Annotated in this window: 12 protein-coding genes; 5 read left to right on the forward strand and 7 right to left on the reverse strand. The window is 70.6% G+C overall.

Annotated features, from left to right (window positions below):
- Positions 1 to 37: 37 nt before the first annotated feature.
- The 3 genes from ABD327_RS06555 to ABD327_RS06565 form a co-directional block, all read right to left on the reverse strand.
- A complete protein-coding gene (locus tag ABD327_RS06555; RefSeq protein WP_344449278.1) occupies positions 38 to 1,135 on the reverse strand; it encodes a DUF475 domain-containing protein in 1,098 nt (365 codons plus the stop codon).
- Between the two features lie 64 nt (positions 1,136 to 1,199).
- Entirely contained in the window at positions 1,200 to 1,778 is a 579-nt protein-coding gene (locus ABD327_RS06560; RefSeq protein ID WP_344449279.1) for a TerD family protein, read from the reverse strand.
- Between the two features lie 43 nt (positions 1,779 to 1,821).
- The gene (locus ABD327_RS06565; RefSeq protein WP_344449280.1) at positions 1,822 to 2,397 is read right to left on the reverse strand and encodes a TerD family protein; all 576 of its coding nucleotides are present in this window, start codon (positions 2,395 to 2,397) and stop codon (positions 1,822 to 1,824) included.
- A 197-nt stretch (positions 2,398 to 2,594) separates the two neighbouring features.
- Between ABD327_RS06565 and ABD327_RS06570 the strand changes: the two genes are divergently transcribed.
- Entirely contained in the window at positions 2,595 to 3,848 is a 1,254-nt protein-coding gene (locus ABD327_RS06570) for a coiled-coil domain-containing protein (protein ID WP_344449281.1), read from the forward strand.
- An 18-nt stretch (positions 3,849 to 3,866) separates the two neighbouring features.
- Here ABD327_RS06570 and ABD327_RS06575 read toward each other — a convergent pair whose 3' ends face one another.
- From ABD327_RS06575 to ABD327_RS06590, 4 genes are all read right to left on the reverse strand, one after another.
- Positions 3,867 to 4,247 carry a YbjQ family protein gene (locus ABD327_RS06575; protein WP_344449282.1) on the reverse strand — a complete coding sequence of 127 codons (381 nt, stop codon included), beginning with the start codon at positions 4,245 to 4,247 and terminating at the stop codon, positions 3,867 to 3,869.
- Positions 4,248 to 4,321: 74 nt separating this feature from the next.
- On the reverse strand, positions 4,322 to 5,467 hold the full coding sequence (gene rpoD / locus ABD327_RS06580) for an RNA polymerase sigma factor RpoD (RefSeq protein ID WP_344449283.1): 1,146 nt from the start codon (positions 5,465 to 5,467) through the stop codon (positions 4,322 to 4,324).
- A gap of 73 nt (positions 5,468 to 5,540) precedes the next feature.
- The gene (dnaG, locus tag ABD327_RS06585; protein ID WP_344449284.1) at positions 5,541 to 7,382 is read right to left on the reverse strand and encodes a DNA primase; all 1,842 of its coding nucleotides are present in this window, start codon (positions 7,380 to 7,382) and stop codon (positions 5,541 to 5,543) included.
- Between the two features lie 10 nt (positions 7,383 to 7,392).
- Positions 7,393 to 8,460 carry a phosphatase PAP2 family protein gene (locus ABD327_RS06590; RefSeq protein ID WP_344449285.1) on the reverse strand — a complete coding sequence of 356 codons (1,068 nt, stop codon included), beginning with the start codon at positions 8,458 to 8,460 and terminating at the stop codon, positions 7,393 to 7,395.
- A 202-nt stretch (positions 8,461 to 8,662) separates the two neighbouring features.
- On the opposite strand from ABD327_RS06590, the gene ABD327_RS06595 reads away from it, so the two are divergent.
- The 4 genes from ABD327_RS06595 (at position 8,663) to katG (ending at position 13,074) form a co-directional block, all read left to right on the forward strand.
- Positions 8,663 to 9,166, forward strand: a complete 504-nt coding sequence (locus ABD327_RS06595) for a SigE family RNA polymerase sigma factor (RefSeq protein ID WP_344449286.1) — start codon at positions 8,663 to 8,665, stop codon at positions 9,164 to 9,166.
- Positions 9,163 to 10,266: a hypothetical protein gene (locus ABD327_RS06600; RefSeq protein WP_344449287.1), complete on the forward strand. Its 1,104-nt coding sequence runs from the start codon at positions 9,163 to 9,165 to the stop codon at positions 10,264 to 10,266. Before ABD327_RS06595 ends, ABD327_RS06600 begins: the two co-directional genes overlap by 4 nt.
- 109 nt (positions 10,267 to 10,375) lie before the next feature.
- Positions 10,376 to 10,849, forward strand: coding sequence for a Fur family transcriptional regulator (locus ABD327_RS06605; RefSeq protein WP_344449288.1), 474 nt, complete (start codon positions 10,376 to 10,378; stop codon positions 10,847 to 10,849).
- Entirely contained in the window at positions 10,846 to 13,074 is a 2,229-nt protein-coding gene (gene katG, locus ABD327_RS06610) for a catalase/peroxidase HPI (RefSeq protein ID WP_344449289.1), read from the forward strand. Before ABD327_RS06605 ends, katG begins: the two co-directional genes overlap by 4 nt.
- The last annotated feature ends 13 nt before the right edge of the window (positions 13,075 to 13,087 follow it).

Here is a 13,087-nt window from a genome sequence, read left to right on the forward strand (position 1 = left end):
ACGTTCCGAGGCGTCCGAACCCGCGAAGGGCAGCGGGTCAGACCGAGCTGGACTCCAGCTTGATCTCGCTCTCCTCCTCGCCGCCCGGCTTCCTGCGGACGATCGAGCTGATCAGCGAGGCCACGATCAGGCCCGCGCCCAGCCCGCCGGTGATCCACTCCGGCACGTGGCTGCCGATGCTGATCACCATGCAGACGGCCAGCGCGCCGATCGCCCAGTGCGCGCCGTGCTCCAGGAAGCGGTACTCCTGAAGCGTGCCCTGGCGGACCAGGAAGACGGTGATCGACCGGATGTACATGGCGCCGACGCCCAGACCGATCGCGATGATGACCGGGTCGGTGCTGATCGCGAACGCGCCGATCACGCCGTCGAAGGAGAACGAGGCGTCCAGGACCTCCAGGTAGAGGAAGAGGAAGAACGCCGCCTTGCCCGTGGCCACGGCCAGCCCGCTCGGGCCGCGCTGGGGCGCGCCGTCCGTGAGCTCCTCGACCTGCTCGTCGAGCTCGTCGGTCTTGTCGAACAGCTCGCCCAGCCCGTTGACCAGGATGTAGACGACCATGCCCAGCAGGCCGGAGATCAGCACGTTGGAGCGGTGGGCGTCGTCGGCGAGCCAGGTACCCGCCCCCGCCAGCACGCTGCCGGCGATGACCACGGCGAGCTGGTCGAGCTTGCCGATGCGGGCCAGCGGCCGCTCCAGCCACGGCAGCCAGTGCGCCGAGCGCTCCTCGAAGATCCAGTCCAGGAACAGCATCAGCAGGAACATCCCGCCGAACGCCGCGATCATCGGATAGGCGAACTCCATCCGCGCCTGGTACTCCTCATGGTCGTTGAGGGCCAGGTTGACGGCCTCGATGGGGCCTAGCTGAGCGGTGATCGCCACGATCGCCACGGGGAAGACCAACCGCATGCCGAACACCGCGATCGCGATGCCGATGGTGAGGAAGATCTTCTGCCAGAAGGGGCTCATCCTCTCCAGCACCTTGGCGTTGACCACGGCGTTGTCGAAGGAGAGCGAGATCTCCAGGACGGCCAGGACGGCCACCAGGAGGAGTGCCGCTGTGCCGCCGTAGAAGAAGGCGGCCACCAGACCGGCGATAGTGATGGCGAAAGACCAGCCGAACGTGCGAAAAATCATGATTTTTGTATGTCCTCGGGTCTGCCGACGTGCTGCCACGCCGGCAGACCGCTGTCAGGGGGCGTCATCCGACGTTGACCCCGAAGTCCTGGGCTATTCCGTGCAGTCCTGAGGCGTAGCCCTGGCCGATCGCCCGGAATTTCCACTCCGAGTTGTAGCGGTAGAGCTCGCCGAAGACCATCGCGGTCTCGGTGGAGGCGTCCTCGGTGAGGTCGTAGCGCGCGAGCTCCGAGCCGTCGGCCCGGTTCACCACCCTGATGAACGCGTTGCGCACCTGGCCGAAGGCCTGGCCGCGGTTCACCGCGTCGTAGATCGACACCGGGAAGACGATGCGGTCCACCCGAGGATCCATCCTCGCGAGGTCGACGTTGACCGCCTCGTCGTCGCCTTCTCCCTCGCCGGTCAGGTTGTCGCCGGTGTGCTCGACGGTCCCGTCCGGGCTGGTGAGGTTGTTGAAGAAGACGAAGTGCTGGTCAGAGAGTACCTTGCCGTCCGCCCCCAGCAGCAGCGCCGAGGCGTCGAGGTCGAAGTCCGCGCCGGTGGTGACCCGGACGTCCCAACCCAGACCGACGGTGACCGCGGTCAGGTCGGGGGCTGCCTTGCTCAGTGAGACGTTCCCGCCCTTGGACAGGCTGACGCCCATGGCTCTCCTTCTCCTCCGCTGTTCTCGGTGGGGTCTCCGGGCGTCAGACGTTGACGCCGAAGTCCTGCGCGATGCCCTGCAGTCCTGAGGCGTACCCCTGTCCGACCGCGCGGAACTTCCATTCCGCACCGTTCCGGTAGAGCTCGCCGAAGATCATGGCGGTCTCGGTGGAGGCGTCCTCGGTGAGGTCGTAGCGCGCGAGCTCGGTGCCGCCGGCCGCGTTCAGCACGCGGATGAAGGCGTTGCGCACCTGGCCGAAGCTCTGGCCCCGGTTGGTGCCGTCGTAGATCGAGACGGGGAAGACGACGCGCTCGGCGTTCGGCGGCATGCCCGCCAGGTCCACCTTGACCTGCTCGTCGTCGCCCTCGCCGGCGCCGGTGAGGTTGTCGCCGGTGTGCTCGACCGCGCCGTCCGGCGTCTTCAGGTTGTTGAAGAACACGAAGTGGCCGTCGGACAGGACCTTGCCGCTCGCGTCCACCACGATGGCCGAGGCGTCGAGGTCGAAGTCCGTGCCGGTGGTCGTGCGCACGTCCCAGCCCAGGCCGACGATCACGGCCGTCAGGCCGGGGGCCTCCTTGCTCAGCGAGACGTTGCCGCCCTTGCTCAGACTGACCGGCATCTTTGCCTCCAGGAATGTGTAGGGAATCCTTCGGAGAACCGCACCGGACGGGGAGACCGCACGACACGATTCGCCCTGACAGACGTGCGAGCGATGCTATCGGTTCCACCTGATCACCCAAGGTCATGCCGGATTTGCGTCCGAGGGGGGAGATGATTGGCTGTGAACCTGGGCAGAACGGTTCCAAAGGAGGTCCGGTGTACCGATCCGGTGAGCCCCGCCGCCGTGGACGCCGGGACCCGCGGGCGGCCGACGCGCGCTCCGCCGCGCTGGCCGCCAGGGACGACGCGGCCCAGGCCTTCTACGAGATGGACCAGGCCCAGAAGTACCTCGCGGGCAGGCTGACGCTGCTGGGCGACCTGGACCGGGCGGCGGCCGACCGGCTCCGGCCACGGGCCGAGCGGGCCGACGGCGGCGCGAACACCGCGGCCCTGGACTACATCACCGTGGTCGACTCCCACGACCTGGACGACGAGGAGCGCGCGGCCGCCGACTACGAGTCGGCCCGCCGCGCCCTGGAGGCGGCCACCGCCACGCTGAAGCGGGCCTCCTCCGAGCTGGAGGGCGTCACCGCGGCGATCGTCCCGGAGATGGCGCGGCTGGAGGGCCGGCTGGAGCAGCTCGCGCCCCGCCTGAGGGCCGCCCGCGAGTCCTTCCAGGAGGCCCAGGAGGCGGTCGCGGCGGCCGAGGAGGCCGGGATGCGCACCGAGGAGGTCACCGCCGACCTGGCCTCCGTGCAGGCGCTCCTGGCCGAGCTCGCCGCCCCGGGCCTGGGCGGGCTGGGCCTGCAGGGGGCGATGGCCAGGGCCGAGGAGGCCCGGGACAGGGCCGCCGCGCTGGCCGAGGAGGCCCGCGGCCTGGCCGTGGCGGTGCGCAAGACCCGCAACGACCTGGCCAGTGTCCGCACCCGGGTGCAGATGGTCTCAGGCCGGCGGGAGCGCGTCGATGAGGCGATGAGCGTCCTGCGGCGGCGCTACTCCGCGGCCTGCTGGCAGGACCTGCAGGGCGCGCCGAACGCCATCGCCCAGGCGCTGGAGCGCGCGCTCGAGCGGATCGCCGAGACCGAGCGGGCCGCCGGCGCCCAGGAGTGGCGGGAGGTCTCGCGCGGCCTCTCCGCCGCCAGGGCCGAGCTCAAGGACGCCGAGCGCCGGGCCCGCGCGGTCACCGGCCGGGTGGAGGAGCTGGAGGAGGCCGAACGCGATCCCGGACGCCCGCTGGAGCAGGCCCGGTTCGCCATCAGGGACGCCCAGCGCCTGGCCGTGGCCGAGCCCGGCGGGCCCGCCCCCCGGCACGCACAGGCCCTGGACGCGCTGGTCGAACGCCTGGAGCGGGCGCCCGGGCTGCTCCAGGGTCCGCACCCGGACTACTGGGGGTATCTGCGGGAGCTGCGCGCGATCTCCGCCCGGGCCCGGGACGTGGTGGAGATCATCCGCGACGAGCGCTCCCCCTGACGGCGGCGGCGTGCGGCCTCAGCGGCCCGGGACCTGCACGGTGAGGTTGCGGCCGACCATCGGCATGCCCCCGGAGGGGGTGGCGGGCGGCGGGGAGACCGGCGGGGGCGCCGTCTGCGCCACCTGGCTGTCCCGGCCCGGCTCGCCCTGGGACTGCTCGATCAGCACCGCGGTGCCGTAGGCGTAGACCTCGAAGGAGCCGTCCCCGATCGCGCAGTTGGCGAAGCGCATGCCCAGAACGGCGTTGCAGCCGTACCGCTCGGCGTCGGCCTTGAGCCGCTCGATCGCCTCCCGGCGGGCCGCGCTGAGCCCGCCGTGCGCGATCCCCGCCCCGGACACCGCGCCTCGGACGTACCGGACCTCATACCCCGGAATGGTGTCGGTAGTTACGATCAGCATGAAGACACCGTAGACGACGTTCCGCCCCGGCGTGCGCGAACGCGCGCCGGGGCGGTTCCGCGTGTTCCTCCCGGTCAGTCCAGATACTCGCGGAGCATCTGCGCCCGGGACGGATGGCGCAGTTTCGCGAGGGTCTTGGACTCGATCTGGCGGATGCGCTCCCTGGTGACTCCGAACTCCCGGCCGACCTCCTCAAGCGTCCGGGGGTGCCCGTCGGCCAGCCCGAAACGCAGCTGGATGATGCGCTGCTCGCGCTCCGAGAGGTTGGAGAGGATCCCTTCCAGCTGGTCCTGGAGCAGGATGAACGCCGCCGCCTCGATCGGCACGACCGCGTCGGCGTCCTCGATGAAGTCACCGAGGTCGGAGTCCTCCTCGCCGATCGGCGACTGCAGCGAGACCGGCTCCTGGGCGATCCGCTGGATCTCCACCACCCGGTCGGGCGTCAGCCCCATCTCCTCGCCGATCTCCTCGGGCAGCGGCTCCCTGCCGAGGTCCTGGTGCATCTGGCGCTGCACCCTGATCAGCTTGTTGATCGTCTCCACCATGTGCACCGGGATGCGGATGGTCCTGGCCTGGTCGGCGATCGCGCGGGTGATCGCCTGCCGGATCCACCAGGTGGCATAGGTCGAGAACTTGTACCCCTTCGTGTAGTCGAACTTCTCAACGGCCCTGATCAGGCCGAGATTGCCCTCCTGGATGAGGTCCAGGAAGAGCATCCCGCGTCCCACATAGCGCTTGGCGATGGACACCACCAGGCGCAGATTGGCCTCGATCAGGCGTTGTTTGGAGCGCGCCCCGTCGCGGGCGAGCTGTTCGAGGTCGAACCGTTCGCCGGGAGAGAGGATGACGGCCTTGGCCGTCTTCTCTTCGGCGAACAGTCCCGCCTCGATCGACTTGGCGAGTTCTACTTCGTCTTCTGCCGTCAGCAGCGGGACACGGCCGATCTCGCGCAGGTAGATCCGGACCAGGTCGCTGGTGGGCGTCGCCTTCCTGCTGAGGTCTCCCTCATCCGCCCGCCGGAGCTCCTCGGCGTCGACGCGCGACTCGAGGACCTCCACTCCCTGCTCGGCGAGCATGCGGACGACGCGTTCGAGGGCGTCGGCCGGCAGTTCAGTGCGATCCAGAGCGGCGGCGACGTCGTCGACGGTGACGCCTCCGCGCTCCCTACCACGTGCGACGAGGTCGGCCACCTGCTCGACCGACGGTGCCTCACCGGGCATTACCAAAGGGCCCACATGAACAGTGTGCTTCAGAACACACTGAAATAGCAGGGCCTAATTCACTTACGCGGGGTCACCACTCCTGCGACCCGGGGTCACGGAAACGCCGTCTTTGCTGCTCAAGTGCCACCAGGTCCCCGAAGAGGCGGTTGTACTCCTCAGCCTCTGAGACCGGATTCAGCCTCCCGAGTTTGGACTTCAGAGCGGCCACATGCCCGGTGAGCTGCACTTCCATAAAACGGGCCAGAAGTGCCCGGGAATAGGTGTCGTCCGAAATTCCGTCAGCCTTGGGCGGCTCCACCGAGAACCGGGTCAGCAGCGACCTGGTCTCCTCGCTCGGGGCCAGGTCCCGCAGCCGCGCCGACCACTCCAGCGGGGCGACGGCGCCCGCCACCCCTCCCCCGGCCAGGATCACCTCGTGGACGGCCCTGTGCTCGGGCAGCGAGAACGCGTCCGGGGCCAGGGTGTCGTAGGCGGGGCCGAGCGTGGCGGGACGCTGCAGCGCCATCTTCAGCAGCTCGCGCTCCAGCTCCAGGGAGGGGTCGTTCGGGTCCGCCTTCGGGCGGGACCGCGGGGCCGGGGTCGCGCCCTTCATGTACTCGTTGACGCGGCGCAGCACCAGCTGCTCGTCCATGATGCCGAGCCAGCGGTCGAGGTTGACCGCGTACAGCTTGCGGCGGCCCGCGTCCCTGATGCCCGCGATGATCGGCGCGACCGCGTCGAGCGCCTTCATCTGGCCCTCGACGGTGTCGAGGTCGAAGCGCTCGATCCGGCTGCGGATGGCGAACTCGAACAGCGGAACCCGGGAGGCGACGAGGTCTCGGACGGCCGCGTCGCCCTGCTGGACGCGCAGGTCGCACGGGTCGAGCCCGTCGGGCTGGACGGCCACGAACGTCTGGCTGCCGAACTTGTGGTCGGCCTCGAAGGCGCGCAGGGCGGCCTTCTGCCCGGCCGAGTCCCCGTCGAAGGTGAAGATCACCTCGCCGCGGCCCTCGGCCTGGTCCATGAGCATGCGGCGCAGCACCTTGATGTGCTCGTCGCCGAAGGAGGTGCCGCAGGTGGCGATGGCCGTGGTCTCCCCCGCCAGGTGGCAGGCCATCACGTCGGTGTACCCCTCGACGATCACCGCCTTCTTGGCCCGGCCGATCTCCTTCTTGGCCAGGTCGAGCCCGTAGAGGACGGAGCTCTTGTGGTAGATCGGCGTCTCGGGGGTGTTGAGGTACTTGGGCCCCTCGTCGCGGTCCAGGAGCTTGCGGGCGCCGAAGCCGATCACGTCGCCGGAGACGTCGCGGATCGGCCACACCAGCCGGCCGCGGAACCTGTCGCGCGGGCCGCGCCGCCCCTCGACGCACAGGCCGCCCTCGACCATCTCCCGGTCGGTGAAGCCCTTGCCGCGCAGGTGCCGGACCAGCGCCTCCCACTCGTCGGGCGCGTACCCGATCCCGAAGTGCGCCGCGTCGGCCGCGCGGAACCCGCGCTCCATGAGGAAGCGGCGTCCCGGCTCGGCCTGCGCGGTGCCCAGCTGCGCGGCGTAGTACTCCGCCGCGACCTGGTGCGCCTCGATCAGCCGCGCCCGCTTGCCGCCGTCCTTGCGCGGGACGTACCCGCCCTCCTCGTACTGGAGCTGCACCCCCGCCTTGGCCGCCAGCCGCTCCACGGCCTCGGCGAAGCTCAGGTGCTCGATCTCCTGGATGAACTTGATGACGTCCCCGCCGACCCCGCACCCGTGGCAGAAGTACAGCCCCCGGCTCGGCGTGACGTTGAACGACGGCGACTTCTCGTCGTGGAAGGGGCACAGCCCCTTGGCATTGCCCCCTCCGGCGCTGACGAGCTGGAGATACTCGCCGATCACCCCGTCGATCGGTGATCTCTCCCGCACCAACGCGATGTCGTCCTGTCGGATGCGGCCTGCCATGTCCGCGAGTCTAGCCACCGCGACCCGCGCCTCCCGCCACGCGGGACGCCCGCGGCGGAAGGAGCGGAAGAGCCCTCTCCGCGAAGGAGGCTCCCTCTCCGGCCGGGCCGTCCCGGATGGGAGGCTCGTACGGCCCGGCCTCCCGCGCGGCCCGCCCGGGGCCTTCGACGGCCCGTCCGGGTCCTCCGGCGGGCGGGACGGCGTCCCGGCGCCGGGAGACGAGGTCGGCCGTCCAGAAGGCGAGGACGCAGGCGGCCAGGGTGTAGGCGACGCCCGCGACGATGTCGAAGACGTAGTGCTCGCCCATGTAGACGATGCCGATCCAGAGGGCGGCCGGGTAGGCCGCGACCCACCAGACGCGCCGGGCGCCGAACGCCCTGACCAGGAAGACCAGGATCAGGAGCGGGTAGGAGGCGTGCAGGGAGGGCACGGCGGCGACGAGGTTGGGCGAGAGCCTGCTGTAGAGGAGGTCGGGGTCGGCGATCCCCACGGCCTGCCAGATGTCGTGGGAGATCCGGTGGATCGGCGGGATGAGGCGGTGGTCGGACGCCAGCCACGGCGGGGCGGCAGGAAACAGAACATAAGTGACGAAAGCCGCAAACGACAGCCCCATGATCGCGCCGACGTAGGTCCAGTACAGCCGCGGCCGCCGTTTCCAGATCAGCACCGCGACCACCAGCGGCACGACGAAGTGCGCGGTGTAGAGCAGGTAGAGGCCGAAGTCGTACCAGCGCAGGCTCCCGTCCCACAGATGGCTCTGCAGCCACCTCGTCGGCAGCTCCCCTCCCCCCGCCAGCCACAGGTCGAAGCGGACCATCGGCAGGTAGTTGACGACGGGGTTGAGGTCGTCCGCCAGCCCGCTCAGCACGAAGTAGAGGACGAACAACGCGAGGAACGGCGCCAGATGCCGCAGGAACACCCTCGATCCGAACCCGGCCGCCAGCAGCGCCACCAGCCACAGCGCGTCCGGCGGCCACCACGGACGCCGCCCGGCCGCCACCGCGCACAGCACGATCACGCCCCCGGCCCGGACGGCGGCGACCCACGAGAGCCTGCTCAGGAGACCGCGCAACCGCACCCCGGCACCATCGTTCGGAGAAAACCCCATGCCCGGACACATTCCCCTGAGCAACTAACAAGTCACACAAAGTTACAAAACCCATCACATCCCCCTGAAGGCCCGGGCCGCGCGGGGACCTCCGCCCGGCACTTCCCGATCACGGGCAACCGTCCTCTCGCCCCGAGAGGTATCTCTCACAAAGGACGAAGGAGGCACACCGGTGCTCGATCGCGTGGACTACACCGCCTACGTCACCGCACGGGCGCCCCGCCTGCGGCGGACGGCCTATCTCGTGTGCCGCGACTGGGCCCTGGCCGAGGACCTCCTGCAGACCGCGCTCACCAAGGCCTGGCGGGTGTGGGACCGCATCGAGGACGACCCGGACCCCTACGTCTACCGCATCCTGGTCAACACCCACGCGTCCTGGATGAGGCGCAGGTGGCACGGGGAGATCTCCACCTCGTCCCCGCCGGACTCGGCCGACTCCCGCGACGCGGTGGAGGCCGTCGACCGCCGCGACCAGCTCTGGCCCGCCCTCGGCCGCCTCCCGCGCCGCCAGCGCGCCGTCCTGGTGCTCCGCTACTACGAGGACCTCACCGAACCCCAGGTCGCCGCCGTCCTCGGCTGCTCGGTCGGCACGGTGAAGTCCCAGGCGAGCAAGGCCCTCGCCAAGCTCCGCATCGATCCCAGCATCACCTCGCCCGCCGCCGGAGGAGCCCGATGAGCCTCGACCTCGACGATCTGCGGTCCGTCTTCGACGAGGCGGTCGCCGGCCACCGCGACGACCCGGACCTCCTCCTCCGCCTCGCCCGCCGCGCCCGCAGGGACACCCGGCGGCGCCGCGTCTCGACGGTGGCCGCCGTCGCCGCCGCGGTCGCCGTCCTCACCGTCCCCCTGACGATGCGGGGGGACGGCACTGGGCCCGTTCTCGAACCGTCCCGGGACGGCCGGCCCGCCGCGCCTTCCCGGACGCAGGATCCGGGGCCCGAACTCGACCTGAGGAAGGGCCCGGAACCGGCCATCGGCACCCTCCCCACCGTGGACGGCGAGGTCGACTTCCCGCTGCCCTTCGACCGCTACCATCCGGTCAACGCATCCGAACGCAGGATCGACTGGGCCGTCAATCGGCTGGCGCGCGCCTGCCTGCGCCGGTTCGGGCTGGACATGCCCAAGGCGAACAGCCGGATCCCCAAGGGGACTCCGGGTGCCGTGCTCATCAGGGCCTACGGCGTCATCGATCCCTCCCGTGCCGCGACCTACGGCTACGGGTTCGCCCCGATCCCCGGCGACGACGGAACCTCCATGGAGCCGCCGGAGATGCAGGGATTCCGGGAGATGAACGAGGCCGAGGCCTCGGTGTTCCACGGCCTCGTGACGGCCTACGGGGACAAGCCCGTCCCGGAGGAGGGCTGCCTGGGCGAGGCACGGCGTGAACTCGGCTGGAGCTGGGCGTTCTACGGAGAAGACGTCCAGCGGTTGCCGCAGGTCGCCCTCGAGTACGCGCTCCGGGACCGGCGCGTCAAAGCCGTCAACCTTCAATGGCACGACTGCATGCGACGGGCAGGCTTCTCCTACCCCGATCCGCAGAAAGCCGTCAGAGACCCCGCCTGGCGGGACACGACCACCCCCAGGGAGATCGCCACCGCCAAGGCCGATGTCGCCTGCAAGCGGGAGACCGGGCTCCTGGGCGTCTCCCTGGCCGTCCAGATCGCTTACGAGCGGCAACTGATCGACCGGAACTCCGCGGTGCTGGCTCCTCTCAAGCAAGGCTTGGCCGAACTGGAGTCGAACGTCGACGCCTTCATCGCGCGCCGGGAGCCCTGACCGGGAAGCCGATCCGCCCCGTCCCCGGGCCCGACCGCTCTGACCTTACCCAAAACTTGGACGAATCACTATCTTGTGTAGTTCGTGTTTAGGTGGTTAGGTATGCGCCATGACCGCATCCCGGACGCCGTCCACCGCCGAAGAGCTGCGCGGGGTCGGACTGCGGGTGACCGCCGCTCGCGTCGCGCTGCTCGAGACCGTCCGGGAGGGCGACCACCTCGGGGTCGAGGCGATCGCCTCCGGGGTGCGCGAGCGCGTGGGCCACGTCTCCGTGCAGGCCGTGTACGAGGGCCTCCACGCGCTCACCTCGGCGGGGCTCGTACGCCGCATCGAACCGGCCGGCAGCGCGGCCCGGTTCGAGGGGCGCGTCGGAGACAACCACCACCACCTCGTGTGCCGGTCGTGCGGTCTCGTCGCCGACGTCGACTGCGCGGTCGGCGAGGCGCCCTGCGTGACGGCGTCCGACGACCGGGGCTTCTCGATCGACGAGGCCGAGGTCATCTACTGGGGCCTGTGTCCCGGTTGTTCCCCCACCCCGACTCCTGAGCACCGTGATATCCCCCTTCCGGAAGGATCCCTGTGACCGAGAACCATGACGCGATCGTCACCGACGCCAAGACCGAGGACGCGGGCGGCTGCCCGGTCGCGCACGAGCGCGCCCCGCACCCGACGCAGGGCGGCGGGAACCGCCAGTGGTGGCCGGAGCGGCTCAACCTGAAGATCCTCGCCAAGAACCCCGCCGTGGCCAACCCCCTCGGCGAGGACTTCGACTACGCCGAGGCGTTCCAGAGCCTCGACCTCGCGGCCGTGAAACGGGACATCGCCGAGGTGCTGACGACCTCGCAGGACTGGTGGCCGGCCGACTTCGGCCACTACGGCCCGTTCATGGTCCGGATGGCGTGGCACAGCGCCGGCACCTACCGGATCAGCGACGGGCGCGGCGGCGCCGGGGCCGGCCAGCAGCGCTTCGCCCCCCTCAACAGCTGGCCCGACAACGGCAACCTCGACAAGGCCCGCCGCCTGCTGTGGCCGGTCAAGAAGAAGTACGGCCAGAAGATCTCGTGGGCCGACCTGATGATCCTGACCGGCAACGTCGCCCTGGAGTCGATGGGCTTCGAGACCTTCGGCTTCGCCGGCGGCCGCGCGGACGTCTGGGAGCCCGACGAGGACGTCTACTGGGGCCCGGAGACCACCTGGCTCGACGACCGGCGCTACACCGGCGACCGCGAGCTCGAGAGCCCCCTCGGCGCGGTCCAGATGGGCCTCATCTACGTCAACCCCGAGGGCCCGAACGGCAACCCGGACCCGATCGCCTCGGCCCGCGACATCCGCGAGACGTTCCGCCGGATGGCGATGAACGACGAGGAGACGGCCGCCCTGATCGTGGGCGGGCACACCTTCGGCAAGACCCACGGCGCGGGACCGGCCGACAGCGTCGGCCCCGACCCCGAGGCCGCCCCCATCGAGGCGCAGGGCCTGGGCTGGAGCAACTCCTTCGGCACCGGCAAGGGCGGCGACACGATCACCAGCGGCCTCGAGGGCATCTGGACGAACACCCCGACCACCTGGGACAACAGCTTCCTCGAGATCCTGTACGGCTACGAGTGGGAGCTGTTCCAGAGCCCCGCCGGCGCCAACCAGTGGCGGCCGAAGGGCGGAGCCGGGGCGGGCACCGTCCCCGACGCCCACGACCCGGCGAAGACCCACGCCCCGACGATGCTGACGACCGACCTCGCGCTCCGCTTCGACCCGGCCTACGAGCAGATCACGCGGCGCTGGCTGGAGCACCCCGAGGAGCTCGCGGACGCCTTCGCCCGCGCGTGGTTCAAGCTGACCCACCGCGACATGGGCCCGGTCGCGCGCTACCTCGGCCCGGAGGTCCCGTCCGAGACGCTGCTGTGGCAGGACCCGCTCCCCGCGGTGACGCACGAGCTCGTCGACGCCGGGGACGTCGCCGCCCTCAAGGCCCAGGTCCTCGCGTCCGGCCTGACGGTGTCCCAGCTGGTGTCCGCCGCCTGGGCGTCGGCCTCGTCGTTCCGCGGCAGCGACAAGCGCGGCGGCGCCAACGGCGCGCGCGTCCGCCTCGAGCCGCAGAACGGGTGGGAGGTCAACGACCCCGACCAGCTCGCGACCGTGCTGCGCGTCCTGGAGGGCGTCCAGGGGTCCTTCAACGCCTCCCAGACCGGCGGCAAGCAGGTCTCGCTCGCCGACCTGATCGTGCTCGCCGGCGGCGCGGCCGTCGAGCAGGCCGCCAAGGACGCCGGTTTCGACGTCCAGGTTCCCTTCACCCCGGGCCGCGTGGACGCCTCCCAGGACGAGACCGACGTCGAGTCGTTCGCCGCTCTGGAGCCGACCGCCGACGGTTTCCGCAACTACTACGGGAAGGGCAACCGGCTGCCCGCCGAGTACCTGCTCCTCGACCGGGCGAACCTGCTGAACCTCAGCGCCCCCGAGCTGACGGTCCTGGTGGGCGGACTCCGCGTCCTGGGCGCCAACCACCGGCAGTCGCCGCTCGGCGTCCTCACCGCGACCCCCGGCTCGCTGACCAACGACTTCTTCGTCAACCTGCTCGACCTGGGCACGACGTGGACCGCGTCGTCCGGGGACGCGGACACCTTCGAGGCCCGCGACGCCTCCGGCGAGGTCAAGTGGACCGGAACCCGCGCCGACCTCGTCTTCGGCTCGAACTCCGAGCTCCGCGCCCTCGCCGAGGTCTACGCGAGCGACGACGCGAAGGAGAAGTTCGTCAAGGACTTCGTCGCCGCCTGGGACAAGGTGATGAACCTCGACCGTTTCGACCTCGCCTGATCCCCTGACGGCC

It is taken from the genome of Actinocorallia aurantiaca (assembly GCF_039533685.1).
Classification (GTDB): Bacteria; Actinomycetota; Actinomycetes; order Streptosporangiales; family Streptosporangiaceae; genus Actinocorallia; species Actinocorallia aurantiaca.

Coding starts and splice junctions, on each gene's coding strand:
- ABD327_RS06555 (WP_344449278.1), bottom strand. CDS start 1,135: ATGATTTTTCGCACGTTCGGCTGGTCTTTCGCCATCACTATCGCCGGT.
- ABD327_RS06560 (WP_344449279.1), bottom strand. CDS start 1,778: ATGGGCGTCAGCCTGTCCAAGGGCGGGAACGTCTCACTGAGCAAGGCA.
- ABD327_RS06565 (WP_344449280.1), bottom strand. CDS start 2,397: ATGCCGGTCAGTCTGAGCAAGGGCGGCAACGTCTCGCTGAGCAAGGAG.
- ABD327_RS06575 (WP_344449282.1), bottom strand. CDS start 4,247: ATGCTGATCGTAACTACCGACACCATTCCGGGGTATGAGGTCCGGTAC.
- rpoD (WP_344449283.1), bottom strand. CDS start 5,467: ATGCCCGGTGAGGCACCGTCGGTCGAGCAGGTGGCCGACCTCGTCGCA.
- dnaG (WP_344449284.1), bottom strand. CDS start 7,382: ATGGCAGGCCGCATCCGACAGGACGACATCGCGTTGGTGCGGGAGAGA.
- ABD327_RS06600 (WP_344449287.1), top strand. CDS start 9,163: ATGAGCCTCGACCTCGACGATCTGCGGTCCGTCTTCGACGAGGCGGTC.
- ABD327_RS06605 (WP_344449288.1), top strand. CDS start 10,376: ATGACCGCATCCCGGACGCCGTCCACCGCCGAAGAGCTGCGCGGGGTC.